23 protein-coding genes and 1 riboswitch are annotated in these 24,082 nt (G+C 72.3%); of the genes, 15 read left to right on the top strand and 8 right to left on the bottom strand.

What is annotated here, in order from left to right; translation table 11 throughout:
* Positions 1–19 precede the first annotated feature (19 nt).
* Complete coding sequence (locus ACZ62B_RS10635; RefSeq protein WP_344560926.1) at positions 20–1,948, top strand: 2-oxoacid:acceptor oxidoreductase subunit alpha; 1,929 nt, start codon at positions 20–22, stop codon at positions 1,946–1,948.
* Entirely contained in the window at positions 1,941–2,999 is a 1,059-nt protein-coding gene (locus ACZ62B_RS10630; RefSeq protein WP_344560928.1) for a 2-oxoacid:ferredoxin oxidoreductase subunit beta, read from the top strand. Before ACZ62B_RS10635 ends, ACZ62B_RS10630 begins: the two co-directional genes overlap by 8 nt.
* Before the next feature lie 34 nt (positions 3,000–3,033).
* On the opposite strand, the gene ACZ62B_RS10625 is transcribed toward ACZ62B_RS10630, so the two are convergent.
* Positions 3,034–3,414 (bottom strand): winged helix-turn-helix transcriptional regulator, encoded by a 381-nt coding sequence (locus ACZ62B_RS10625; protein ID WP_469689864.1) that lies wholly within the window; start codon positions 3,412–3,414, stop codon positions 3,034–3,036.
* A gap of 99 nt (positions 3,415–3,513) precedes the next feature.
* Here ACZ62B_RS10625 and ACZ62B_RS10620 point away from each other — a divergent pair, with 99 nt between their 5' ends.
* The 3 genes from ACZ62B_RS10620 (at position 3,514) to ACZ62B_RS10610 (ending at position 6,100) form a co-directional block, all read left to right on the top strand.
* Positions 3,514–4,368, top strand: a complete 855-nt coding sequence (locus ACZ62B_RS10620; RefSeq protein WP_344560932.1) for an NAD(P)H-binding protein — start codon at positions 3,514–3,516, stop codon at positions 4,366–4,368.
* A 164-nt stretch (positions 4,369–4,532) separates the two neighbouring features.
* Positions 4,533–5,588, top strand: coding sequence for an EamA family transporter RarD (gene rarD / locus ACZ62B_RS10615; protein ID WP_469689863.1), 1,056 nt, complete (start codon positions 4,533–4,535; stop codon positions 5,586–5,588).
* 38 nt (positions 5,589–5,626) lie between these two features.
* Positions 5,627–6,100 carry a VOC family protein gene (locus ACZ62B_RS10610; RefSeq protein WP_073932820.1) on the top strand — a complete coding sequence of 158 codons (474 nt, stop codon included), beginning with the start codon at positions 5,627–5,629 and terminating at the stop codon, positions 6,098–6,100.
* A 48-nt stretch (positions 6,101–6,148) separates the two neighbouring features.
* On the opposite strand, the gene ACZ62B_RS10605 is transcribed toward ACZ62B_RS10610, so the two are convergent.
* A complete protein-coding gene (locus tag ACZ62B_RS10605; RefSeq protein ID WP_469689861.1) occupies positions 6,149–7,360 on the bottom strand; it encodes a tetratricopeptide repeat protein in 1,212 nt (403 codons plus the stop codon).
* 159 nt (positions 7,361–7,519) lie between these two features.
* On the opposite strand from ACZ62B_RS10605, the gene ACZ62B_RS10600 reads away from it, so the two are divergent.
* The 3 genes from ACZ62B_RS10600 (at position 7,520) to ACZ62B_RS10590 (ending at position 9,866) form a co-directional block, all read left to right on the top strand.
* Positions 7,520–8,014, top strand: coding sequence for a DUF6668 family protein (locus ACZ62B_RS10600; RefSeq protein WP_344560939.1), 495 nt, complete (start codon positions 7,520–7,522; stop codon positions 8,012–8,014).
* Positions 8,011–9,183, top strand: coding sequence for an amidase (locus tag ACZ62B_RS10595; protein ID WP_469689860.1), 1,173 nt, complete (start codon positions 8,011–8,013; stop codon positions 9,181–9,183). Before ACZ62B_RS10600 ends, ACZ62B_RS10595 begins: the two co-directional genes overlap by 4 nt.
* 98 nt (positions 9,184–9,281) lie before the next feature.
* The gene (locus ACZ62B_RS10590; RefSeq protein WP_344561066.1) at positions 9,282–9,866 is read left to right on the top strand and encodes a flavodoxin family protein; all 585 of its coding nucleotides are present in this window, start codon (positions 9,282–9,284) and stop codon (positions 9,864–9,866) included.
* 10 nt (positions 9,867–9,876) lie between these two features.
* Here ACZ62B_RS10590 and ACZ62B_RS10585 read toward each other — a convergent pair whose 3' ends face one another.
* The 5 genes from ACZ62B_RS10585 to ACZ62B_RS10565 form a co-directional block, all read right to left on the bottom strand.
* Positions 9,877–10,467: a hypothetical protein gene (locus ACZ62B_RS10585; protein ID WP_469689859.1), complete on the bottom strand. Its 591-nt coding sequence runs from the start codon at positions 10,465–10,467 to the stop codon at positions 9,877–9,879.
* 47 nt (positions 10,468–10,514) lie between these two features.
* Positions 10,515–11,387, bottom strand: a complete 873-nt coding sequence (locus tag ACZ62B_RS10580; RefSeq protein ID WP_344560945.1) for an ABC transporter permease — start codon at positions 11,385–11,387, stop codon at positions 10,515–10,517.
* Positions 11,374–12,348: an ABC transporter ATP-binding protein gene (locus tag ACZ62B_RS10575; protein ID WP_344560947.1), complete on the bottom strand. Its 975-nt coding sequence runs from the start codon at positions 12,346–12,348 to the stop codon at positions 11,374–11,376. The genes ACZ62B_RS10580 and ACZ62B_RS10575 overlap by 14 nt, the downstream gene beginning before the upstream one ends.
* Before the next feature lie 41 nt (positions 12,349–12,389).
* Positions 12,390–13,622 carry a LolA family protein gene (locus tag ACZ62B_RS10570; protein WP_344560949.1) on the bottom strand — a complete coding sequence of 411 codons (1,233 nt, stop codon included), beginning with the start codon at positions 13,620–13,622 and terminating at the stop codon, positions 12,390–12,392.
* A 241-nt stretch (positions 13,623–13,863) separates the two neighbouring features.
* Complete coding sequence (locus ACZ62B_RS10565) at positions 13,864–14,874, bottom strand: polyprenyl synthetase family protein (protein ID WP_344560951.1); 1,011 nt, start codon at positions 14,872–14,874, stop codon at positions 13,864–13,866.
* 628 nt (positions 14,875–15,502) lie between these two features.
* Positions 15,503–15,631, top strand: a riboswitch (cyclic di-AMP (ydaO/yuaA leader).
* Between the two features lie 3 nt (positions 15,632–15,634).
* Between ACZ62B_RS10565 and ACZ62B_RS10560 the strand changes: the two genes are divergently transcribed.
* Positions 15,635–16,126: a transglycosylase SLT domain-containing protein gene (locus ACZ62B_RS10560; RefSeq protein WP_468720010.1), complete on the top strand. Its 492-nt coding sequence runs from the start codon at positions 15,635–15,637 to the stop codon at positions 16,124–16,126.
* On the opposite strand, the gene ACZ62B_RS10555 is transcribed toward ACZ62B_RS10560, so the two are convergent.
* Positions 16,090–16,962, bottom strand: coding sequence for an HAD family hydrolase (locus ACZ62B_RS10555; protein WP_468720008.1), 873 nt, complete (start codon positions 16,960–16,962; stop codon positions 16,090–16,092). The genes ACZ62B_RS10560 and ACZ62B_RS10555 overlap by 37 nt on opposite strands.
* Positions 16,963–17,184: 222 nt before the next feature.
* On the opposite strand from ACZ62B_RS10555, the gene ACZ62B_RS10550 reads away from it, so the two are divergent.
* The 6 genes from ACZ62B_RS10550 (at position 17,185) to ACZ62B_RS10525 (ending at position 24,065) form a co-directional block, all read left to right on the top strand.
* The gene (locus tag ACZ62B_RS10550) at positions 17,185–18,255 is read left to right on the top strand and encodes a GNAT family N-acetyltransferase (RefSeq protein ID WP_344560957.1); all 1,071 of its coding nucleotides are present in this window, start codon (positions 17,185–17,187) and stop codon (positions 18,253–18,255) included.
* A gap of 15 nt (positions 18,256–18,270) precedes the next feature.
* A complete protein-coding gene (locus ACZ62B_RS10545; RefSeq protein WP_469689854.1) occupies positions 18,271–19,566 on the top strand; it encodes a glycosyltransferase family 2 protein in 1,296 nt (431 codons plus the stop codon).
* Positions 19,563–20,363 (top strand): polysaccharide deacetylase family protein, encoded by an 801-nt coding sequence (locus tag ACZ62B_RS10540; protein WP_468881884.1) that lies wholly within the window; start codon positions 19,563–19,565, stop codon positions 20,361–20,363. The genes ACZ62B_RS10545 and ACZ62B_RS10540 overlap by 4 nt, the downstream gene beginning before the upstream one ends.
* Before the next feature lie 140 nt (positions 20,364–20,503).
* Positions 20,504–22,426 (top strand): hypothetical protein, encoded by a 1,923-nt coding sequence (locus ACZ62B_RS10535; protein WP_469689852.1) that lies wholly within the window; start codon positions 20,504–20,506, stop codon positions 22,424–22,426.
* A 47-nt stretch (positions 22,427–22,473) separates the two neighbouring features.
* On the top strand, positions 22,474–22,902 hold the full coding sequence (locus ACZ62B_RS10530; RefSeq protein WP_344560965.1) for a hypothetical protein: 429 nt from the start codon (positions 22,474–22,476) through the stop codon (positions 22,900–22,902).
* Positions 22,899–24,065: a glycoside hydrolase family 26 protein gene (locus tag ACZ62B_RS10525; RefSeq protein WP_344560967.1), complete on the top strand. Its 1,167-nt coding sequence runs from the start codon at positions 22,899–22,901 to the stop codon at positions 24,063–24,065. The genes ACZ62B_RS10530 and ACZ62B_RS10525 overlap by 4 nt, the downstream gene beginning before the upstream one ends.
* Positions 24,066–24,082 lie beyond the last annotated feature (17 nt).

Raw genomic sequence — 24,082 nt, 5'->3', positions numbered from 1 at the left:
CTCGAGGAGGTCCAGTTCAGTGACCAGCCAGGTCAGCAGCACAGCGGAGCAGGCCGACGGAGCAGTCGTAGGGGAGCAGCGCACAGCGGCGGGGGCGAAGGACGTCCGCCGGCTCGACCGAGTGATCATCAGGTTCGCGGGGGACTCGGGTGACGGTATGCAGCTCACCGGTGACCGTTTCACCTCGGAGACCGCGTCCTTCGGCAACGACCTCTCCACGCTGCCGAACTTCCCGGCCGAGATCCGCGCGCCCGCCGGCACCCTGCCCGGCGTCTCGTCCTTCCAGCTCCACTTCGCCGACCACGACATCCTCACCCCCGGTGACGCGCCGAACGTGCTGGTGGCGATGAACCCGGCCGCGCTGAAGGCCAACATCGCCGACCTGCCGCGCGGCGCGGAGGTCATCGTCAACACGGACGAGTTCACCAAGCGGGCGATGCAGAAGGTCGGCTACGACAGCAGCCCGCTGGAGGACGGCTCGCTGGACGGCTACAGCCTGCACCCGGTGCCGCTGACCACGCTGACCGTGGAGGCGCTCAAGGAGTTCGACCTCAGCCGCAAGGAGGCCGAGCGCAGCAAGAACATGTTCGCCCTCGGGCTGCTGAGCTGGATGTACCACCGGCCCACCGAGGGCACGGAGAAGTTCCTGCGGTCGAAGTTCGCCAAGAGGCCCGACATCGCCGCCGCCAACATCGCGGCCTACCGGGCCGGCTGGAACTTCGGCGAGACGACGGAGGACTTCGCGGTCTCCTACGAGGTGGCCCCGGCGGCGAAGGCGTTCCCGCCCGGCGTCTACCGCAACATCTCCGGGAACCTGGCCCTGTCCTACGGGCTGATCGCCGCGTCCCGCCAGGCGGACCTGCCGCTCTACCTCGGCTCCTACCCGATCACCCCCGCCTCGGACATCCTGCACGAGCTGAGCCGGCACAAGAACTTCGGTGTGCGGACCTTCCAGGCCGAGGACGAGATCGCCGGCATCGGCGCGGCACTGGGGGCTGCCTTCGGCGGGTCCCTCGCGGTCACCACCACCTCCGGTCCCGGTGTGGCGCTGAAGTCCGAGACCATCGGTCTGGCGGTCTCCCTCGAACTGCCGCTGCTGGTCGTGGACATCCAGCGCGGCGGCCCGTCCACCGGCCTGCCGACCAAGACCGAGCAGGCGGACCTGCTCCAGGCCATGTACGGCCGCAACGGCGAGGCTCCGGTCCCGGTGGTCGCGCCCCGCACCCCGGCCGACTGCTTCGACGCCGCCCTGGAGGCGGCCCGTATCGCCCTGACCTACCGCACGCCGGTGTTCCTCCTCTCCGACGGCTACCTCGCCAACGGCAGCGAGCCCTGGCGGATCCCGGACCTTCAGGAGTTGCCGGATCTGACCGTGCAGTTCGCGCAGGGGCCGAACCACGCGCTGGACGACGGCACCGAGGTGTTCTGGCCGTACAAGCGGGACCCGCAGACGCTGGCCCGTCCCTGGGCCATCCCCGGCACCCCGGGTCTTGAGCACCGCATCGGCGGCATCGAGAAGCAGGACGGCACGGGCAACATCTCCTACGACCCCGCCAACCACGACTTCATGGTCCGCACCCGGCAGGCGAAGATCGACGGCATCGACGTACCGGACATCGAGGTCGACGACCCGGACGGGGCGAAGACCCTGGTGCTGGGCTGGGGGTCGACGTACGGGCCGATCACCGCCGCCGTGCGCCGCATCCGCAAGGAGGGCGGCCGGATCGCGCAGGCGCATCTGCGCCACCTCAACCCGTTCCCGCACAACCTCGGTGACGTGCTCGCCCGTTACGAGCGCGTCGTGGTCCCCGAGATGAACCTGGGGCAGCTCGCCACCCTCATCCGGGCGAAGTACCTGGTCGACGCCCGCTCGTACAACCAGGTCAACGGCATGCCGTTCAAGGCGGAACAGCTCGCCACGGCGCTGAAGGAGGCCATCGATGACTGACCCCAACGCCCTTCTCCAGCTCGTGCCCAAGGCCGAGGGCCGGCAGTCGATGAAGGACTTCAAGTCCGACCAGGAAGTGCGCTGGTGCCCCGGCTGCGGCGACTACGCCGTCCTCGCCGCCGTGCAGGGCTTCATGCCCCAGCTCGGCCTGGCGAAGGAGAACATCGTCTTCGTCTCCGGCATCGGCTGCTCCTCCCGCTTCCCGTACTACATGAACACCTACGGGATGCACTCCATCCACGGCCGCGCCCCCGCCATCGCCACCGGCCTGGCCACCTCCCGCCGCGACCTGTCCGTCTGGGTCGTCACCGGCGACGGAGACGCCCTGTCCATCGGCGGCAACCACCTCATCCACGCCCTGCGCCGCAACGTCAACCTCAAGATCCTGCTGTTCAACAACCGGATCTACGGTCTGACCAAGGGCCAGTACTCCCCCACCTCCGAGGTCGGCAAGATCACCAAGTCGACGCCGATGGGCTCGCTGGACGCGCCCTTCAACCCGGTGTCGCTGGCGATCGGCGCGGAGGCGTCCTTCGTGGCGCGTACGGTCGACTCCGACCGCAAGCACCTCACCGAGGTGCTGCGCCAGGCGGCCGACCATCCCGGCACGGCGCTGGTGGAGATCTACCAGAACTGCAACATCTTCAACGACGGCGCCTTCGAGGTCCTCAAGGACCGGCAGCAGGCCGAGGAGGCCGTGATCCGTCTGGAGCACGGTGAGCCGATCCGCTTCGGCGCCGACAATTCCAAGGGCGTCGTACGGGACCGGGCCACCGGTGACCTGCGGGTCGTCACCGTGACGGCGGACAACGAGGCCGACGTCCTCGTCCACGACGCCCACTCCGCGTCCCCGACCACGGCGTTCGCGCTGTCCCGGCTCGCGGACCCCAGCACCCTGCACAACACCCCGATCGGCGTCTTCCGCTCCGTCGACCGGCCCGTCTACGACACCCTCATGGCCGACCAGCTCGACACGGCCGTCGAGCAGCACGGCAAGGGCGACCTCGCCACCCTGCTCACCGGCGGCGACACCTGGACCGTCGTGGGCTGACCCCCGCCGGAAGCCCGGACGAGGCCCGGGCGCCCTACGGCGCCCGGGTCTCGTCGTACGCCTGCCGGGCGACGAGGACGTCGGCCATGCGCTTCTCGGTCCACAGCGCCAGGTCGCGCACCTGCTCGGCCGCCTCGCGGCCCAGGCCGGTGAGGGAGTAGTCGACGCGGGGCGGGATGACCGGTTTGGCGTCGCGGTGGACCAGGCCGTCGCGCTCCAGGGTCTGGAGGGTCTGGGTGAGCATCTTCTCGCTGACCCTGCCGATCGCCCGGCGCAGTTCGCTGAAGCGGTACGGGCGTTCCAGGAGCTGGATCAGCACGAGCACGCCCCAGCGGCTGGTCACATGCTCCAGGACCAGCCGGTGCGGGCACATCGACTCGGCTTCGCTCCGCCGGCCACCATCACTTACCGCCATGCCAGTACCTTACCTCAAAGTGGGTACTTTCCATTAGTTAGCGCACCTCCTAGGGTGAGTGACATACCCGCACACGCACCCCCACAGGAGTTCCGAACCATGAGCATCGTCGTCACCGGCGCCACCGGACACCTCGGCCGTCACGTCGTGGACCAGCTGCTGGAGAAGGTCCCGGCCGAGCAGGTCACCGCCGTCGTCCGCAGCGCGGAGAAGGCCGCGGACCTCGCCGGGCGCGGGGTGCGGATCGCGGTCGCCGACTACAACGCCCCCGAGACCTTCGACGGCCTGTTCGCGGCCGGCGACAAGGTGCTGCTGATCTCGGGCAACGAGTTCGACAGGGGCCGGGTGGGCCAGCACCGGGTCGTCATCGACGCCGCCGGGGCCGCCGGTGTCGCCCTGCTCGCCTACACCAGCGCCCCCGGCTCCCTGACCGCCGCGCTCGCCGACGACCACCGCGGCACCGAGGAGGCGCTGCTGGACTCGGGCGTGCCGTACGCGCTGCTGCGCAACGGCTGGTACCACGAGAACTACACCGAGAACCTCGCCCCGGTGCTCGCCCACGACGCGGTCGTCGCCGCCGCCGGCCAGGGCCGGATCTCCTCCGCCTCGCGGGCCGACTACGCGGCCGCCGCCGTCGCCGTGCTCACCGGCGAGGGACACGAGAACAAGACGTACGAGCTGGGCGGCGACGAGGCGTGGAGCTTCGCCGAGTACGCGGCCGAGCTGAGCCGGCAGACCGGCAGGGAGATCGTCTACAACCCGGTCACGCCCGAGGCGCTCACCGGCATCCTGGCCGGCGCCGGGGTGCCCGAGCCGATGGCCGCCGTGCTGGCGGGTGTGGACGTCTCGATCGAGAAGGGGGAGCTGGTCGTCGACAGCGGCGATCTGTCCCGGCTGGCCGGCCGCCCGACCACCCCGCTCGCCGAGGCCGTCGCCGCCGCGCTCAAGGGCTGACCCGGAGGTCCGCCGCCCCTGCCACCCCCGCGTGTCATGACCGTATGGCGATACGGGCATGACACGCGGGGGTGTCCGGCGTTACCGTCGTCCGGCGAGCACCGCGCGCGCGTGCGCGGGCATCGCGGGAGACGGGACACGCGTCGGACACGAAGGAGGGGCCCGTGACCGGGAAGTCGGCCGCAGAGCGGCGCATAGGACTGCTGAACGGCTTCGCGGCGTACGGGATGTGGGGGCTCGTCCCGCTGTTCTGGCCCCTGCTCAAGCCCGCCGGGGCGGTGGAGATCCTGGCCCACCGGATGGTGTGGTCACTGTTCTTCGTCGCCGCCGCCCTGCTCTTCATACGCCGCTGGGCCTGGCTCGGCGAGCTGCTGCGGCAGCCGCGCAGGCTGGCGCTGATCACGGTCGCCGCTGCGGTCATCACCGTGAACTGGGGCGTCTACATCTGGTCCGTGAACTCCGGGCACGTCGTCGAGGCCTCCCTCGGCTACTTCATCAACCCGCTGGTCACGATCGCGATGGGCGTGCTGCTGCTGAAGGAGCGGCTGCGGCCCGCGCAGTGGGCGGCGGTCGGGGTGGGCGCCGCGGCGGTGCTCGTCCTCACCGTCGGTTACGGCCAGCCGCCGTGGATCTCGCTCTGTCTCGCCTTCTCCTTCGCCACGTACGGACTGGTGAAGAAGAAGGTCAACCTCGGCGGCGTCGAGTCGCTGGCCGCCGAGACCGCGGTCCAGTTCCTGCCCGCCCTCGGCTACCTGCTGTGGCTGAGCGCCCGGGGCGATTCCACGTTCGCCGCCGAAGGGGCCGGGCACGCCGCGCTGCTCGCCGCGACCGGGATCGTCACCGCGCTCCCCCTGGTCTGCTTCGGCGCCGCCGCGATCCGCGTGCCGCTGTCCACGCTGGGCCTGCTGCAGTACCTGGCGCCGGTCTTCCAGTTCCTGCTCGGGGTCCTCTACTTCAAGGAGGCCATGCCGCCCGAGCGCTGGGCCGGTTTCGCCCTGGTGTGGCTGGCGCTCGTCCTCCTCACCTGGGACGCGCTGCGCACCGCCCGCCGGGCCGCCCGCGCGCTCGCCGGGGAGACCGGCGTGCGCGGGAACGGCGTCCCGGCCGGCGCGGCGGACGCGGCTCCGGGCACGACTCCGGTCGCGGCTCCGGACGCGGCTCCGGTCGCCGGGAGCGTGCCCGCCGCGGCCGAGGCGGGCCGGCTGGAAGCCAAGCCGTAGAAAGGGCGTTGTCAGAGCGACGTCTTATAACTGGTGGCATGACGCAGACACCGACACCGGCCACCCCCGTGCACTGGAAGGTCGTCATCGACGCCGCCGACCCGCACGCGCAGGCCGACTTCTGGGCCGCCGCCCTCCGGTACGTGGTGGAGGACAACAGCGCGCTCATCGAGAAACTGCTGGCCGCGGGCGCCGTCCCGGCCGAGCTGACCGTCGAGTCCCACGACCGCCGGGCCTGGCGCGACCTGGCCGCGGTACGGCACCCCGACGACCCGTACGACGAGGAGAGCGGCACCGGCCGCGGACGGCGGCTGCTGTTCCAGCGCGTGCCGGAGGAGAAGACGGTCAAGAACCGGCTCCACCTCGACCTGCACCCCGGTGCGGGACGCCGCGAGGAGGAGCTCGCACGGCTGGAGGGGCTCGGCGCGCGGGTGCTGCGGCGGGTGGAGGAGCCTTCCGGGGGATGGCTCCTGATGGCCGACCCGGAAGGCAATGAATTCTGCCTCCATTAGAGGCTCCGCCCGATATGTCCCCGATGCTCCCCCGGAGCGGAGGCTTCTTCAGGACCGCCGGGTGCGGGCGCGTTCGGTCAGCCGGCCCATGCGGGCGCGGGCGGACTCCAGTTCCTCGATCTCGTCGGCGGCGGGCCCGTCCTCGGCGGTGAGCTCGGTCCACAGGGCGATCAGCTCGTGCCCGAGCTCCAGTCCGAGCAGCGGGTCGCGCACCGCGCGCCATGCGGTCGCCGCGCTGCGGACGTTGCCGTAGGCGGCCTCCGCGTCCCCCGCGCGGCGGCAGATCACGGAGAGGTCGAGGGAGATCCGGAAGGCGCGCAGCGGCTCACCGGCCAGGTAGGCGATGTACGCGGCGAGTTCGCGCAGCCGCAGCACCTCCGGGTGCTCCGGTCCCAGGGTGCCCGAGGCCTCCGCGACGGTCTCCTCGGCCAGCCGGGCCGCCGTGTCGATCCTGCCCGTCCGGACGGCGTCGTTGACCCGGGCCATGGGTTCGGCGAGCCGGCTCTCGTCGGCGGCGAGGGGTTCGTCACCGAGCACCGCCTCCGCCACGGCGTCGAACCCACGGGGCGGGGTGGGCTTGGGGTCAGGGTCGAGCACGGGCTCGGGCTCGGGCTCGGGAGACGGTGCGGTCTCGTGCGTCCGGGGCCGGTCGGCTCCGGGGTCGGGGTGCGGCCTCGCGTCCATGGACGGGGGCGGGCCGAACTCGCCCGTCGGGGGCGCGACCGTGCCGGGCGGCGTGATCTCCGCCGACCCGGGTACGGCCCGCAGTTCGAACGTCGGTACGGCGTCCCGGGGGGCCTCCGACTCGGGCACGGGGCGCAGCTTGAAGGTGGGGGTGGCGTCCCGTACGGGATCCGGTCCGGACGTCCCCTCCGGCGCCGGCTCGGGCACGGAGCGCAGCAGGTGCGTCGGCCGGTCCGCGTCGGACTCCCGAGCCGGCGCCGTCAGGACCGGCTGCGCCGTGAAGTGGCTGGAGCCGTCCGGGTCGACCCGGAGCGGGACGACGCAGCCGATGCGTTCGTCGCGCACGGTGGCGAGGACGGCGTGTCCGGAGGCGATGGCGATGCGGTGGAGGCGGTTCAGCACCGCCTGCTGGATCTCCTCGCCGGGCCCGGCGATCACCGTCACCCCGCCGACCGACGCCCCGCGCGTGCCCGCCCCGCCCACGGGGACATGGACGTCGATCGGCGCTGCCGCAAGGTTCGCCGCATGTGCGGCCTGCTGCTGTTCCCGCTTCTTCTCGCGGCTGAGTCGAGACATCGTTCCCTCATTCGGGTCGTACACCTACCGTCGAGTCTGTCCGCTCGCTCGCGCTTCTCACGTCACCGCGCTGTCACAGGCTCGTCCCAACGGCCGCCCGCGCGGGTTTCCCGTCCGCCCGACGGCATGAAGATCGAGCCGACGAGCAGGATAGGGGTCATGGGACAGGGACCGGAGATCTGGATCCGAGGGCCGGTGGCGGTACCGGAGGCGGCCCCGCCGGAGCCCGCCCCCGCGCGGGCGACGGCCCGGCGCTTCTCCTGGGTCGGTCTGCACGGCGGCGCGGGCGTCTCCACGCTCGCCGCGGTCTACGGCGGTCATGACAGCGGACGTGCCTGGCCCGGCCCCGCCGGTCCGCCGTCGGTGCTGCTCGTCGCCCGGACCCACGCGGCCGGACTGGACGCCGTGCTCCCGGCGGTGGACACGGTCCGGCGCGGCGAGGCGCCGCAAGGGCTCGACCTGGACGCCGTGGTCCTGGTGGCGGACGCGCCGGGACGGCTGCCGCGTCCCCTCGCCCACCGGATCCGGCTCATCGAGTCGGTGATCGACGTGTACCGCGTGCCCTGGGTGAACGAGTGGCGCCTGGGTGACCTGACCGGCCGGCCGCCCCGCGAGACGGAGCCACTGGCCCGCCTGGTGGGCGCGATGCGTTGAGCGGCCGGGAGGACGGCCCTCGTGCGCCCGCCTCGGTCGCGGGAATCGCCTCCGCCGTGCGCGGAGGGCGGCGGCGGGCCGTGGACGTGGTCGCGGAGGCGCTGGAGCGGATCGGGCGGGTCGATCCGGTGCTGTGCGCGTTCCTCGAGGTGTGGGGCGAGGAGGCGCTGCGGCGGGCGGACGAGGTGGACGCCCGGGTCGCCGCCGGTGAGCGTCTGCCGCTGGCCGGGGTGCCGGTCGCGGTCAAGGGGCGGCACGGGCTGCGCGCGGCGGAGCCGCTGCTCGCGGCCGGTGGTGTCGCCGTGGGCGCCACGTCGGTGCCCGGTCCCAGAACGCCCTGGCAGACCTGGGGGCTCGGGGCGCACGGCCGTACCGTCAATCCGTGGCGGGCGGACCGTACGCCGGGTGGCTCCTCGGCCGGGGCCGCGGTGGCGGTGGCGGCCGGGCTGGTGCCGCTGGCGACGGGCGGCGACGGCGCGGGCTCGGTGCGGATCCCGGCGGCGTGGTGCGGGACCGTCGGGCTGAAGGTCACGAACGGCCGCCTCCCCTCGGCCGACCGTACGGGCCTCGCGGCGCCCGGAGTCCTCACCCGCACGGCCTCGGACGCGGCGGCGTGGTGGCGGGTGGTGTCGGGGCGGCCCATCGCGGCCGAGCCCCCCGCGGCCTTCCCCGTCTCCGCCCACTGGTCCCCCGACCTCGGCTTCGCCGACCCCGCCCCGGAACCCGTCGCCCTGGCCCGTACGGCGGCCGACCGACTGGTCGACACCGGGGTCGTACGGCTCGTACGCCCCTCGTCGCCACCGCGGCTCCTCGACCCCGCCCCGGCCTGGCTCGCCCTGCGCGCCCCCGGTGCCGATCCCGCCGACGCCCACCGGATCCGGGCGGAGAACGACCGGCGCCTGGACGACCTCTTCGCCCGTGCCGACCTGCTGATCACCCCTACGACGCCCACCGCACCGCACGGTCACGACGGCCCCGGTGAGGTCTACTCGACCGCCCTCACCTGGGCGTTCAACGTCAGCGGGCACCCCGCGCTGAGCCTCCCGGCCGGGTTCGGCGCCGACGGCTGCCCGGCGGGGCTCCAGCTGGTGGCACCGCGCGGGCGGGAGGACCTGCTGCTCGCGGTGGCGGCGGAGGCGGAGCGGCGCGGGGGCGCTCCCACCGGCTGAACGGCCCGTGGAGTCCCGCCACCCCTTTGACATATAGATGCACGCGCATATGATGCAGATGCCTGTAATTGACGCACGCCGAGCATCTGGGGATGATCATGACTCGTCGTTTCCTCTTCGTCCTGGGCAGCGCCCGCCCCGACGGCAACACCGAACTGCTGGCCCGCCGGGCCGCCGAACAGCTCCCCCAGAACGTGGAGCAGCAGTGGATCGACCTCGCCGCCCACCCCCTGCCCGACTTCGAGGACCTGCGCCACGACAGCGACCACACCCGCCCCACCGAGGGCGATGTGGCCACGCTGCTGGACGCCACCCTCGCGGCGACGGACATCGTGATCGCCTCGCCGCTGTACTGGTACTCGGTGTCCGACCGGACCAAGCGCTACCTGGACCATTGGTCGGGCTGGCTGCGCACCCCGGGGCTGGACTTCAAGGCGACCCTGGAGGGGCGCACCCTGTGGGGCGTCACCGCGCTCGCGCACGAGGAGCCGGAGGTCGCCGCCCCGCTGGTCGGCACGCTGAACAACTCGGCCGCGTACATGGGGATGCGCTTCGGCGGGGTGCTGCTCGGCAACGGCAGCAAGCCGGGCGACGTGCTGAAGGACACGGAGGCGCTGGCACGGGCCAAGACGTTCTTCGCGCAGGAGGCGCCTCTCGCCCGCTTCCCGTACGAGGCCGGCTGACCTCCTCGGCTCACCAGCCGAGCTGCGCCTCGCCCAGCACCTCGCTGCCGATGTGGGCGGCGAGCTTACGGGCACGGGGCAGGTCTCCGAACTTGGTCACGTGGACGAAGACGGTGTGCTCCTCCGTCCAGTCGCCGTACTGGGCTTCATCACCGTGGAACAGGACCTGGACCCCGTCGTACTTCGGGTACCCGTCCGAGTCCGCGTCCGGGTCGTCCGGCCAGCACCCGTGCCACTCGATGGAGGTCATGCCCTCGCCCAGCGCGGCCAGGATCCCGTCCTCGACGCGCTCACGATCGACGTCCTCGGAGAAGGACAGTGGCAGGTGTTCCTCCAGCTCCGCATCGTCCAGTGCCGTCACGTCGAGGTCGAACCAGACGTAGTCCCCCGTCGCCGGATCGGTCCGGGTGTCGGCGTAGTCGAAGGGCAGTCCTGGAGCGAGCGCGGCGATCTGTCGCACATCGCGGACCGTCGGCAGTTCGGCGAACAGCCACACCGTGTCCTCGACAAGCTCCAGCAGCGCGCGCAACCGCTTGGCCTGCCGGTACGCCTCGCCCACGTCCGTGGTCCGCAGAACGGGGTACGCCCGTGAGTTGCCCATGGACCGAACCGTCACACGTCCCGGCCCGCCCGTGCCACCGCGTTTCCCTACGCGGTGATGTCCTTCGCCGTGAACCGCGCCCACGCCGCCGAGCCGAACACGGCCGCGTAGAGGGCCTGGAGGCCGAGGTTCTTCGTCAGGTCGTCCCAGTAGACCGGTTCGCGCATCAGGTCGGCGAAGGAGAGCCAGTAGTGGGAGAAGAGGTAGGGGTGCAGGGCGTGCAGCTGCGGGATCTGGTCGACGATCTGGACCGTGATCAGCAGCCCGACCGTGGTCGCCATCGCCGCGATGCCGCTGTTGGTCAGCGTCGAGACGAACAGGCCGAGCGCCGCCACCCCGATCAGTGACACGGCGACGACCAGGGCGATCAGCAGGGCTCTGGCCAGCCCCTCGGAGAAGCTGATCCGGGTGCCCGAGATGGTCGTGAGGTCGCCCAGCGGGAACAGCAGCGCGCCGGTGATCAGCGCCGACACGGCGACCACGAGGGTGGCGACCAGACAGAAGGCCATGACCGTCGCGTACTTGGTGAGCAGCAGGCGGCTCCGCCCGGCGGGGGCGACCAGGAGGTAGCGCAGGGTGCCGGCGTTCGCCTCGCCGGCGACGGCGTCGCCCGCGACGACCCCGATCGCCATGGGCAGGAAGAACGGCAGCGTGGCGGCGAGCGCGGTGAAGACCAGGAACAGTCCGTTGTTGGTGATCTGCGAGATGAACGCCGGTCCTCCCCCGCCGCCCCCGCCACCGGCCGACGAGCCGTCACCGGTCTCGATCCGCACGGCGATCCCGACCAGGACCGGTACGGCGGCCAGCACCCCGAGCAGGGCGAGGGTGCGCCAGCGCCGGAAGGTGGTGAGCAGCTCGCTGCGGAACAGTCCGAGGGTCCACAGCGGGTTCGCCCTGCGCACCGCTTCAGCCCGCGACATCGAAGCCCTCCCCGGTCAGCGCCACGAACGCGTCCTCCAGCGAGGCCCGTTCCGCCCCGAAGCCGCGTACCCGGACGCCCGCCGTCACCAGCGCCGCGTTCACCTCGGCGAGGTCACGCTCGGGCACCTCGCCGGTCACCCGCTCCCCGTCCACGACGACGTCGGCGACCCCCTGCTCCTTGAGCACCCGGGCGGCGTCCGCCGGGTCGGGGGTGGTCACCACCAGCCGGCCCCGGGCGCCCGCGGCCAGGTCGGCGACCGGGCCCTGGGTGATCAGCCGGCCCCGGGCCATCACGGCGGCGTGCGTGCACACCTGCTCGATCTCGTCGAGGAGGTGGGAGGAGAGGAAGACGGTGGTGCCGTCCGAGGCCAGTTCGCGCACCAGTGTGCGGATCTCCCGCATGCCCTGCGGGTCGAGGCCGTTGGTGGGCTCGTCCAGGACGAGCAGCCGGCGCGGCTGGAGCAGGGCGGCCGCGAGGCCGAGGCGCTGCTTCATGCCGAGGGAGTACGCCTTCGCCTTCTTGCCGGCGGCGGCCGTGAGGCCCACCCGGTCCAGGGCGGCGGCGACGCGGGCACGCCGGGTGCGCGGGTCGGCGGTCGGGTCGGCGGCGTCGTAGCGGAGCAGGTTGTCGCGGCCGGAGAGGAAGCCGTACAGGGCAGGGCCCTCGATGAGGGCGCCGACGTGGGGCAGCACGGCGCGCGCGGAGCGCGGCATGGGGCGCCCCAGGACGTGCGCCGTGCCGGAGGTCGGCTCGATCAGGCCCATCAGCATGCGGATGGTGGTGGTCTTGCCGGAGCCGTTGGGGCCGAGGAAGCCGAAGACGCTGCCCGCCGGGACGGTCAGGTGCAGACCGTCGACGGCGGGCTGTCCGCCGCGGTAGCGCTTGGTGAGCGCGCGGGTGGTGATGACTCCCTCACCCGCGTGCACCCCGTCCGGCTCACTGGCGGACGCCTCGCCCATCGGCTCCCTCGTTCCTTGACTACGTCACTGGCCCCGGGGCCTTACTTCCCCGCGTCGGCCGCCTTCACGAGCGCGTCCTTGGTGACGGTGCCCACGTAGACCTTGCCGTCCTCGGTGATCAGGGCGTTCACCAGGCGGGTGCTGAACACCGTGCCGGTGCCGAACTCGCCCTCGACCTGGTCGCCGAGCGAGCCGAGGAAGCCTTCGAGGTCACCGCCGGCCCCGCCGGTGGGCAGGTCGGTGGGCAGGCCGCCCTCGGCGCCGGTGTCGAAGGTGGCGACGGTGTTCCAGCCCTCGCCGAGCATCTTCAGCCCGTCGAGGCCCTTGGCCAGGTCCTCCTCGGACTTCGGGGCGTTCTCCGGCTTCCCGGAGTGCTCCCGGCCGTGGTCGAGTTCGCCGTCCTCGGTCACCTTGGCGCCCTTGGGCGGGGTGAAGTCGAACGTCGAGGCGGCCGGCTTGTCGAAGCTCACCTTGGTGAAGCCGACGTCCACGACGGCCGCGCCGCCGCTCGACGGGGTGAGCGTGAACTTCAGCGGCATACCGGTCTTGTGATCGACCGCGATGCTGATCGCGCCGACCGTGGAGCCGGACTGCCGGGGCTTGACGACCAGCCTGTACGCGTCCCGGCCGGCCACCTGGGCGGTGCCGTCGACGGTCACGGACGTGGTGTCGTCGACCGACTTCAGCGCCTCCTCGGCGAAGTCCTTCGGGGTGGCCGGGGGCTGCTGCTCCCGGTCCTCGCCGGAGGCGTCGACGGTGCCGTGGTAGACCTCGTTGGAGCCGCTGTCGTAGCCCCAGACGTCCTTGCCGTTGTGGATCAGGCTGTACTCGGCGGCGTTCTCCAGGAGCGACACCTTCTGCCGGTCCGGGCCGTCGGCCGCGATCCGCAGCGTGTGCGTGCCGGAGGCCAGTTCGGTGAGCTTCGCGGACGGGTCGGCCGAGGAGCCGCCGTCCTCGCCCTGCCCCATGGCGCCGGACGCGAGGCTGTTCTCCAGGCCGCCGAGGTCCGGCAGACCGAGGTCCGTGGTGATCTTCACGGTGCCGGACAGCTGCTCGACGTCCGACTTCGCGATCTTCTCTATGAGCTGCGCGGCGGTGATCTCCGGCAGGTCGGGGTCGCCGGAGTCGGCGATCGCGGGGACGAGCCCGATGGTCGCGGCCGCCACTCCCATCACCGTGACCGGGACGACGTACCGCGCGGCCCTGCGCCGCCCCGCGCGCGGCTCGTCGGCCTCCCGCGCGGTCGTCATGTCGTCGGATTCGTACGGTGCCATGTGTGCCCTACCTCCGTGGTCGGCGGCGGCTTTCGTCTCGTGACCTCGCACCAGTCTCACCCTGAGCCGCCATTCTCACCCGAATCGGTGAGAAGTGGTGTTGTCCGTCGTGGTCCATCTGACCAAATCCGGCAGGCGGATTCGTCAGACCCCGGACGCAACTCCACGTACTGCTGGGGTATGACACGGGGGACGGTTTCCTCCCCCGACCAGTAGGGGTCGGGGGGGAGTTCGGGCCGGCTCAGCCCGCGCGGTGCACCACCGCGTCGCACAGTTGCACGAGTGCCGTCCTCGCCTCGCACTCCGGCAGCGGGGCGAGCGCCGCGCGCGCCTCCTCGGCGTAGCGCACGGTGTCCCGGCGGGCCTGCTCCAGCGCGGGGTGGGCGCGCAGCAGCCGCAGCGCCTCGGCGTGCCGGGCGTCGTCGGTGAGGTCGGAGTCGAGCAGCTCACACAGGGCGATGTCGTCGGCGAGGCCCAGCCGGGCCGCCCGTTCGCGCAGCCGCAGCACGGGCAGGGTGGCGATGCCCTCGCGCAGGTCGGTGCCGGGGGTCTTGCCGGACTCGTGGGAGTCGGAGGCGATGTCCAGGACGTCGTCGGCGAGCTGGAAGGCGACGCCGAGCCGCTCGCCGTACTGGGTGAGCACGTCCACGACCGTCTCGTCGGCGCCGGACATCATCGCGCCGAACCGGCAGGCGACGGCGACCAGCGAGCCGGTCTTGCCGCCGAGCACGTCCAGGTAGTGGTCGACCGGGTCGCGGCCGTCCTGGGGGCCCGCGGTCTCCAGGATCTGCCCGGTGACCAGCCGCTCGAACGCCTCGGCCTGCACCCGTACGGCCTCAGGGCCGAGGTCGGCCAGGATGTGCGAGGCCCGCGCGAAGAGGAAGTCGCCGGTGAGGACCGCGACGGAGTTGCCCCAGCGGGCGTTCGCGCTGTCGACGCCGCGCCGCACCTCGGCCTCGTCCATCACGTCGTCGTGGTACAGCGTGGCCAGATGGGTGAGCTCCACGACCACGGCCGAGGGCACGACACCGGGCGCGTAGGGGTCGCCGAACTGGGCGGCGAGCATCACGAGCAGCGGGCGGAACCGCTTGCCGCCGGCCCGCACCAGGTGCTGGGCGGCTCCCGTGATGAAGGGGACCTCACTCTTGGTGGCCTCGAGCAGCCCTTCCTCGACAGCCGTCATTCCGGCCTGGACATCGGCTTCCAGAGCCTGGTCCCGCACGCTCAGCCCGAACGGCCCGACGACGGTCACGAGGGGTCTCCTGTCTGCTGGTGTCCACTGGCGGTTACACGGAATGTCGATAGGTCGCTGCCATCACTCAAGTCAGCGTATCCGGTCACGTTTCGATCACCGCCAGCGCCCAGGGTTACGGGCAGGGCGATACGGGATCAGGAGCGGAGTGCTTTTGATCGGTTGATAACAACGGACATACTTCGGCTTTCCCGGACGTAGCAATCCACTCCTCGACCCGGCTCCCGGTCCGGCTTTCGGCCCGCCTCCCGGGCCCCGCCTCGCCACGCGAACCCATCCTGCCCGCCCCGGCGTCCGATTTGCCGCAAATACCGAGCTAATTCCCCTTGGCGAAAAATGCGCTCACAGGTGATCCCCAGTGAAGTGGGTCACGCGTGATCCGGCACCCCCGCCGCCCCCCGCCACTCGCCTTCTCCCTTCCCCCGGCGTCGAGTTGACCCTTGGCGACAGCAAAGGATCAAGCACCCCAAAACCCCCATCACAAGATCAAACGGCATCTTCCGTGATGCCCGCACTTGTTCCCGACATGTGCTCTCGCATACGTTCCGGGCCTGCCGGGTGGACGCCTAATCCTGCCGCCGCCCGCATCACACCCGACCACGAACTCAAGACGGCAGGAGTGGGGGACCCAGGTAAGTCGCCGCACCGGACACCGCACCGGGACGGCTAGGGGTGAAGCCATGCCCGCAGGGGCACGGCCGGGCACTCTCCCGCCCGAACCCGACAGCTCACCTCGCAGGCGTAGGAGAGGAACCCAGACATGCCTGCTTCCGTTCAGCTCGGCCGCTTCGGCAACCGCCGCCTCGCCCGCTCCCTCGCCGTCGCCGGCACCGGCGTCGCCATGGTCGCCCTGCCGCTGTTCGGCGCGACCAGCGCCTCCGCCGCCACCACCGAGCCCGCGACGACGACCGCCGCCTCCGTGACGGCGTACCCGGACAACCTCGACGGCTGGATCCGCGAGTCGCTGGACATCATGGCGCAGCACGGCATCCCGGGCAGCTACGACGCCATCCACCGCAACATCATGCGCGAGTCCTCCGGCAACCCGTACGCCATCAACAACTGGGACTCCAACGCCGCCAAGGGCACCCCGTCGAAGGGTCTGCTGCAGGTCATCGACCCGACCTTCGCGGCCTACCACGTGCCCGGCACCGCCTTCGACCCGTACGACCCGGTCGCGAACATCACGGCGGCCTGCAACTACGCGGCCGACCGCTACGGCTCCATCGACAACGTCTTCGGCGCGTACTGAGCCACCCGCTGACGGGCGAGCGTCATCGCCCCGCCGAACAGTCGCTCGAGGACGACGGCCACGCCGTCGTCCTCGTTCGACGTGGTGACCTCGTCCGCCACCGCCTTCAGTTCGGGATGCGCGTTGGCCATGGCGACGCCGTGGGCCGCCCAGTCGAACATGGGGACGTCGTTCGGCATGTCGCCGAAGGCGATCGTCCGCGCCGGGCTCAGCCCCAGGTGCTCGGCGGCCAGCGCCAGGCCGGTCGCCTTGGTCACCCCGCACGGCTGGAGCTCCACGGTGCCCGGCCCCGACATGGTGACCGTGGCCAGTGACCCGACCACCGACCGGGCCGCAGCCGCCAGCGCGTCGTCGGACAGGTCCGGGTGGCGCAGCAGCACCTTGCTGATCGGCCGGTCCCACAGCTCGGCCCGCCGCTCGACCCGCACCGCGGGCAGGGTCGGGTGCGGCATCAGATAACCGGGCTCGATCAGCGTCAGCCCGTCGACCCCGTCCTGGTCGACCGCGGCGTACACCTCCCCCACCTCGGCCTCGATCTTGCCGAGCGCCGTCTCCGCCAGCTCCCGGTCCAGGGTCACGGACCACAGCAGCCGGTGCGCGCCGGCGTCGTACACCTGCGCGCCCTGTCCGCACACCGCGAGTCCCGTGCAGCCGAGGTCGTCCAGGAGCGGCCGCACTCTGGGGGCCGGTCGCCCCGTCACCACGAGGTGCCGCGCGCCGGCCCGCTCCGCCCGCGCGAGCGCGGCGAGGGACCGGTCGGAGAGGGTGTCGTCGCCGCGCAGCAGCGTCCCGTCCAGGTCGGTGGCGATGAGTGAGTACGCGGTGGGTGCGGCCATGATCAGAGAATACGGACAACCCGACGGTCCGATTCACCGTGCCCGTTTGCGTTCGCTTTCGGTGCGGTTCCCCTTCTCTCGACGCCGGGTAAGGACCGGTTCAGGTCTCTTTCCCCGTTTGGCAAGAACATGGTCCGCTATCTACCGTCCGCCCGGTCCGGGGCGGTACCTTCCAAGGGTCCAGGGGGGACTTGATCGGGGGGTCAGGTGAGCAGTGGACGCATGCGTGTGCTGAGGCCCGGGGAGCTCGGCGAGGGGGAGCGGGAGCGCTGGCGGGAACTGCGCGCCGCGACGGACGCACCGCGCAACCCGTTCATGGAACCGGAGTTCAGCGTCGCCGTGGCCCGGGTGCGCCCGCGGGCCCGGGTCGCGGTGCTGTACGAGGGCGCTCAGCCGGTGGGTTTCCTGCCGTACGAGCGGGGTGCGCTGGGGCAGGGCCGGGCGATCGGGCTCGGGGTGTCGGACTGCCAGGGCGCGGTCCTGGGCCCCGGCGTCGCCCTGGAGACGGACGAACTGCTGCGGGGCTGCTCGGTGTCGAGCTTCGCCTTCGACAACCTGGAGGCGGACCAGGGGCTGTTCGTGCCGTACGCGGCCGAGGAGCACGCCACCTACGTCATCGACGTGGAGAAGGGCTACGAGACGTACGAGTCGGTGCTGCGCACCCAGTCGCCGAAGTTCCTGAAGACCACGCTGGCCAAGGAGCGCAGGCTGGGCCGCCAGGCCGGAGCCGTGCGGTTCGTCTTCGACGAGCGCGACCCGGCCGCGCTGCGCACGCTGATGGAGTGGAAGTCGGCGCAGTACCGCAGGACCGGGCGGCGCGACCGGTTCGCGCAGGAGTGGATCGCCCGGCTCGTGGGCCGGCTCGCCGGGACCCGGGCCGCCCAGTGCACGGGCACGCTGTCGGTCCTGTACGCCGGGGAGCGCCCCGTCGCCGCGCACTTCGGGCTGCGCTCGGCGTCCGTCCTGGCCTGCTGGTTCCCGGCGTACGACCCGGAGTTCGCGAAGTACTCGCCGGGTCTGGTGCTGCATCTGCGGATGGCCGAGGCGGCGGCGGCCGAGGGCATCGGGATGCTCGACATGGGGCGCGGTCCGGCCGAGTACAAGGACTCGCTGAAGACCGGCGAACTCGCCGTCTACGAGGGGGCGGCGACCCGTCCGGGCGTGGGCGCCGCGCTGCACCGGCTGAGCCGCGAGCCCGCGCGCCGCGCGCACGGATTCGTCCGCGCCCGTCCGCGCCTGGCGGCGCTGGCGGCACGGACCCTGAAGGGCGCGGCACGGCTGCGCCGGTCGTGAGGAGGGGGAGGACGGATGTCCCGAAGAGCACGTACGCAGGAGGAGATACGACGGTTCCTGGCCATCGGCGCGGTGCAGGTCGCCGAGATCGACCTGGACGGTGACGAGGCCGCACCGAGACCCGGACCGGGCAGCCCACCGATCACCCACGGCGAGGTGTTCCTGCTGGTCAGGCGGGCGGGCCGCCCGGTGGGGACGCTGCTGACCCGGGTGCCGGAGGGCGCGGACCCGCGGGCGGCGCTGACGGAGGCCGCCTCCGCGGTGGCGGCGGAGGCCGTGGAGGTGACGGCGGCGGAGGCCGTGGGGGTGACGGGCGGCGGGGAGCCGCCGTACGCCTCGGTCGTCGTGGCCACCAGGGAGCGGGCCGGGCAGCTCGCCCGGGCGCTGGACTCGCTGCTCGCGCAGGAGCACCCGCGGTTCGAGGTGGTCGTCGTCGACAACGCGCCGGTGACCGACGAGACCCGTGAGCTGGTGGAACGCAAGTACGGCGAGCGGGTGCGGTACGTGTGCGAGCCGGTGCCCGGACTCGCCGTCGCGCACAACAGGGGGCTGGCGGCGGCGCGGGGCGAGGTGATCGCGTTCACCGACGACGACGTGGTCGCCGATCCCCGCTGGCTCACCGAACTGACCGCCCCGTTCGCCGCCGACCCGCGGCTCGGCTGCACCACCGGCCTGATCCTGCCCGCCCGGCTGCGCACCCCGGCCCAGGTCCTGCTGGAGAGCCACGGCGGCTTCGCGAAGGGCTTCACGCCGACGACGTACGACCCTCAGGACCCGCCCCGCGACGAGCCGCTGTTCCCCTTCACCGCGGGCCGCTTCGGCTCCGGCGCGAACATGGCCTTCCGTACGGAGGTGCTGCGTGCCGTCGGCGGCTTCGACCCGGCCACCGGCGCCGGGACACCCGCGCGGGGCGGTGACGACCTGTACGGGTTCGTCCGCGTCCTCGCCCAGGGGCACCGGCTGCGCTACACGCCGCGGGCGCTGGTGTGGCACCACCACCGGGAGACCTGGGCCGATCTGGAGACCCAGGCGTACGGCTACGGCGCCGGCCTCACCGCCTACCTCACCGCGGTCCTGGTCAACCGGCCCGCGCTGCTGCCCGCGTTCCTCGCCCGGCTGCCGCGCGGCCTCGCGCACGCCCGCGCGCTGACGGAAGTGCGCGACACGGACGCCGGTGGCGGTGCGCCGGGGGCGCACGACACCCGCACGCACCCCTGGCCACGCCGGCTGTCGCGGCTGCAGCGCAGGGGAATGCTGTACGGGCCGCTCGGATACCTGCGGGCGCGGCGGGCACCGGGGAGGGGAAGATGACGACCGCGGCCATACCCGTCTTCCTCTACCACGCCGTGATGGACGATCCGCCGGACTGGATCGCCGAGTTCACCGTCACGCCCAAGGAGTTCGCGGCCCATCTCGACGCCGTCGTGGACAGCGGCCGCACCCCTGTCACCATCAGCACCCTCGCCGAACACCTCGCCGGGCGGGCCCCCTTGCCGCCCCGGCCGGTGCTGCTCACCTTCGACGACGGCTTCGCCGACCTGCCCGGCCCCACCGCCGACGCCCTGGCCGGGCGCGCGCTGCCCGCGACCGCGTACCTCACCACCGGCGCCATCGCCCCGGGCGGCCACAGCCTGCTGCCGCCCGCCCCGATGATGACCCTGGACCGGGCGGTGGAGCTGGAACGTTCCGGCATGGAGATCGGCAGCCACACGGTCACCCACGCCCAGCTCGACACCCTGACCACCCGGCAGCTCCGCGCCGAACTGCTGGACTCCAAGGCCGTGCTGGAGGACACCCTCGGCCATCCCGTCCCCCACCTCGCCTATCCGCACGGCTACAACAGCCCCCGGGTGCGCGCCATGGCCGCCCGCGCCGGCTACCGGACGGCGACCGCCGTGCGGCACGCGCTCAGTTCGGAGCGGGACGAGCGCTACCGCATCGCCCGGCTGATCGTCCGGCGCGGCCACACCGTCGCCGACGTCGAGGCCTGGCTGGCGGGCGACGGCGCGCGGATCGCCCCGTACCGGGACGGCCCGAGGACCGTCGGCTGGCGGTGGTACCGCCGGGCCCGCACCGTCCTGCGCGGCCGGCCCGCGTTCGCCGGCTGAGGAAGGACGAGCGGACGTGATCACGGAACGGGTCGCGCGGGAGGTACCGGACAGCTTTCGCTTCACGGGCGAGTCCGACGTTTTCGGTGTGAAAAGCAGAGGTAATTCCTATACTCGTCGCGGGGGAGGGGAGTCTCGGCGTGCAACAGCATGTGCCCGTACCGACCACTGAGAGCAGCGCGCCGCCCGGCCCCGAGCCGGCCACCGGCCCGACGGAGCCGGGAGGGAACTCCGGCGGTGGCCGCAGATCCTGGCCGGTCCCGAGCGGTCCGCCCGACGCCGGGCTGCTGACGCTGCTGCTCGCCGCCGGACTGTGGTTCTACGCGCTGCCCCGCATCGGCTTCCGGGAGATGGGCGACTACGGCCTGCTCGACCGCCTCCCGGCCGCCTACTACCTGTCGCTGCTGGTCCTCACCGCCGGCTTCGTCATCGGCCTGCGGCGCGCGGGCACCGCGCCCTGGTGGCCGGCCGCGCACTGCGTCGCGCTGCTGTTCGCGCTCAAGGCACCACCGGCGATGCTGTACGACGCCGTGCGCTACCCGTGGGCCTCCAAGCACGACGCCGTCGTCGACACGCTGCTCGCCAACGGTGAACTGCGGCCCGGCGCGGCGCTGTCCGGCAACATGTCCGCGTACGACCAGTGGCCGGGCTTCTTCACCCTCAACTCCGGTCTGGTGCGCGCCTTCGGCGTGGAGAGCGCCGCCACGTACGCCAACTGGGCGCCGATCGTCTTCGGCCTGCTGATGATGCCGGTGCTCGTCCTGATCTACCGCACCTTCTGCCAGGACTGGCGGCTGGTGTGGACCGCCGTGTGGATCTTCCAGCTCGCCAACTGGGTGGGCCAGGACTACTTCGCCCCCCAAGGGCTCGCGTACCTGCTGCACCTGACGGTCATCGCGGTGGTGCTGCGGCACTTCGTGCGCCCCGGCTCCGCCGGGCGGCTGCGCGACCGCACCGTCCTCGACCCGGCCGCCGCCGGCGTGCCGGCGCCCACGGGCACCCGGCAGCGCGCGGTCTGCGTGGTGATCCTCGCCCCGCTGATCGCCGCGATCAACGCCACGCACCAGCTCACCCCGGTGATGCTCTGCGTCTGCCTGTTCGCGCTCGGCCTCACGCGCCGCTACCGCAATCACGGGCTGCTGGCCGTCGCCGTGCTGCTGATGCTCGCCTGGGACCTGACCATGGGGCGGCCGCTGTTCGTCGAGACGCTGTCCACCCTCAAGGAGTCGATCGGCGAACTGACGCAGAACTCCCGCGCGGGGTACGCGGGTGAGCTGACCGGGCCCGGGCCCGAACTCGCCGGGACCGCCAACGTGCTGATGGTGCTCGCGGTCGCCGCGCTCGCCGGGATCGCCCTCGTGCTGCGGCGCCGGCTGGTCCGCAGCGCGCTGCCGCTGCTGCTGGTCTCCGCCGCCCCGGTTCCGCTCTTCGCCGTCAACGACTACGGCGGCGAGATGCTGTTCCGCGTCTACCTGTTCGGCCTGCCGGGCGCGGCGTTCTTCGCCGCCGCCGCGCTCGTGCCCGCCGCGGCAGCGGGTGCCCGCAGCGGCCGGGCGCGGGTGCTGCGGCGCGGAGCCGCGGCCGTCGCCCTGCCCGCCGTTCTGCTGGTGCTGTCGGCCGGCTTCCTGCCGTCGTACTACGGCAAGGAGAAGATGTACTACACACCGCCCGAGGAGACCGCGCTGGTCACCCGGGCTCTCGACAACGCCCCCGACGGCTCGCTGATCCTCTCCACCAGCGGTTCCTTCCCGCAGGCACTGCACCGGTACGACCGCCTGGAGCACTGGTTCTTCGCCGAGCAGGAACTGCCCGAGAACGAGCGGATGCTGAAGGACCCGGCCCGTTACCTCGCCGACGGGATCCCGCCGGGCACCAGGACGTACGTCGTCCTCACCCGCACCCAGGACGTCTACACCGCCGGCGAGGGCCTGCTGCCGCCCGGCGGCTTCGAGACGCTGCGCACGAAACTCTCCGCCTCTCCTTTCTTCCGGACCGTCGAAAGCCACGCGTACGGGGTCGTGCTGGAGTACCGTCCGGCCGCCCGAGGAACGACCACAAGGTGATCGAAGTGACGTCGAAGGCCAGCCAGCCGGTTCCGTCGGGTCAGCACATGAGCAGCACCGGCCCCAGAGGCATCCGGCCCACCGGAACACACCTCAGAGTCCTCATAGGCGCCTCGGGCTGGCTCGCGCTGGCCGCCACCGCCGTCCCCGGCCCCTCGCCGCTGCGCTGGGTCCCGGTGCTGGTGTTCACCCTGTTCGGTCCGGGCTGGGCGGCGCTGTATCCGCAGCCGGACGGGCCGGCCACCGGCGCCAGGCTGGAGGCCGTCGCGCTCGCCGCGCCGATCAGCCTGTCGCTCGGTGTGCTCACCGCCACCTCGCTGTTCCTGGTGGAGGGGTTCTCGGCGACCTCCTTCCTCGTCTCGCTCGCCGTCTTCACCACGGTCGTCGCGGCCCTGCCGGGGCTGCCGCTGCCCGCCGCCCGGCGCGGCGCGGTGGAGCGCGTCAGGCACAGGACCGCGGACGGCGGTGGCACGTGACGGGGCTGCACCGGCTGCGCGAGCCGCACAAGCGGTCCAGGTGGCGCGGGCTGAGGGAGGCGGTGCGCGCGAGGCGCGGTTACACGGCGGTCGTCCTGGTGACGGTCGCCGCGCTGCTGACCGGGCTCGGATTCTGGGCCGGCCGACCCGACGACATGGACCCCTCCGGTCAGGGCCTGCCCGGCAACGCGGCCTCCGGCGAACTGCCCACCGGCCCCTGCGCCCCCACCGACACGCTGGTTCCGCCCTGCGGCGCCTGGTGGGGGGCGTATGTGCCGTACGCGGCGAACGGCTCGCTCAAGGACGCCGTGCTCGGTTTCGAGGAGCGGATCGGCCGCAGGCTCGACCTCGTCTACAACTACCACGACATGTCGGGCACCGAGCTCGACGGACAGCTGCTCACCCCCGACGAGCAGGAGCTCGGCGAGGACCGGCTGCTCATGCTGGCCTGGGAGTCCACCGTCTGGACCGAGCCGCACCACGAGAACTGGACGGAGACCCAGCTCGGCTGGAAGAACATCGCCTCGGGGAAGTACGACGAGGAGATCGTCGACCCGCAGATCCGGCGCCTCAAGGCCTACGGCAAACGCGTCTTCCTCTCCTTCGACCAGGAGACCGACGCCCGCATCAAGGAGGGCGCCGGCACCCCGGAGGAGTTCGTCGCGGCGTACCGCCACCTCCACGACCGGTTCCGTGAACTGGGCGCCGACAACGTCGTGTGGGTGTGGACCGTCTCCGGCTACCTCGGCAGCGCGAAGGAGATGAAGGCCCTCTACCCCGGGGACGAGTACGTCGACTGGATCGCGATGGACCAGTACAACTACTACGGCTGCCACGACACCACCGACTGGAAGGACTTCCTGCGCAGCCAGCGGCCCAGCTACGAGTGGCTGCGCGCGAACGTCACCGACGACAAACCGGTGATGCTCGCGGAGTTCGCCACCGCGCCCGACGCCGACGACCCGGGGCGCCAGCGCGACTGGTACACCGAGATCCCCGGCGCCGTGAAGAAGCTTCCGGAGGTGAAGGCCCTGGTGCACTGGAACCGGCCTACCTCGGAGAAGCCCGAGTGCGATCTGACCGTCAACGCCGGTCCGGGGCTGGAGGGCTACCGGGAAGCGGGGCGGGACGAGTACTTCCGGCAGCCCGTGCCGCCCCGTTGAGCGGTGGCCGGTGCCCG

The organism is Streptomyces sp. NPDC053426, from assembly GCF_055585405.1.
The sequence above is the reverse complement of the archived record's forward strand: the minus strand, read 5'-3'. Positions and strand labels throughout refer to the sequence as shown.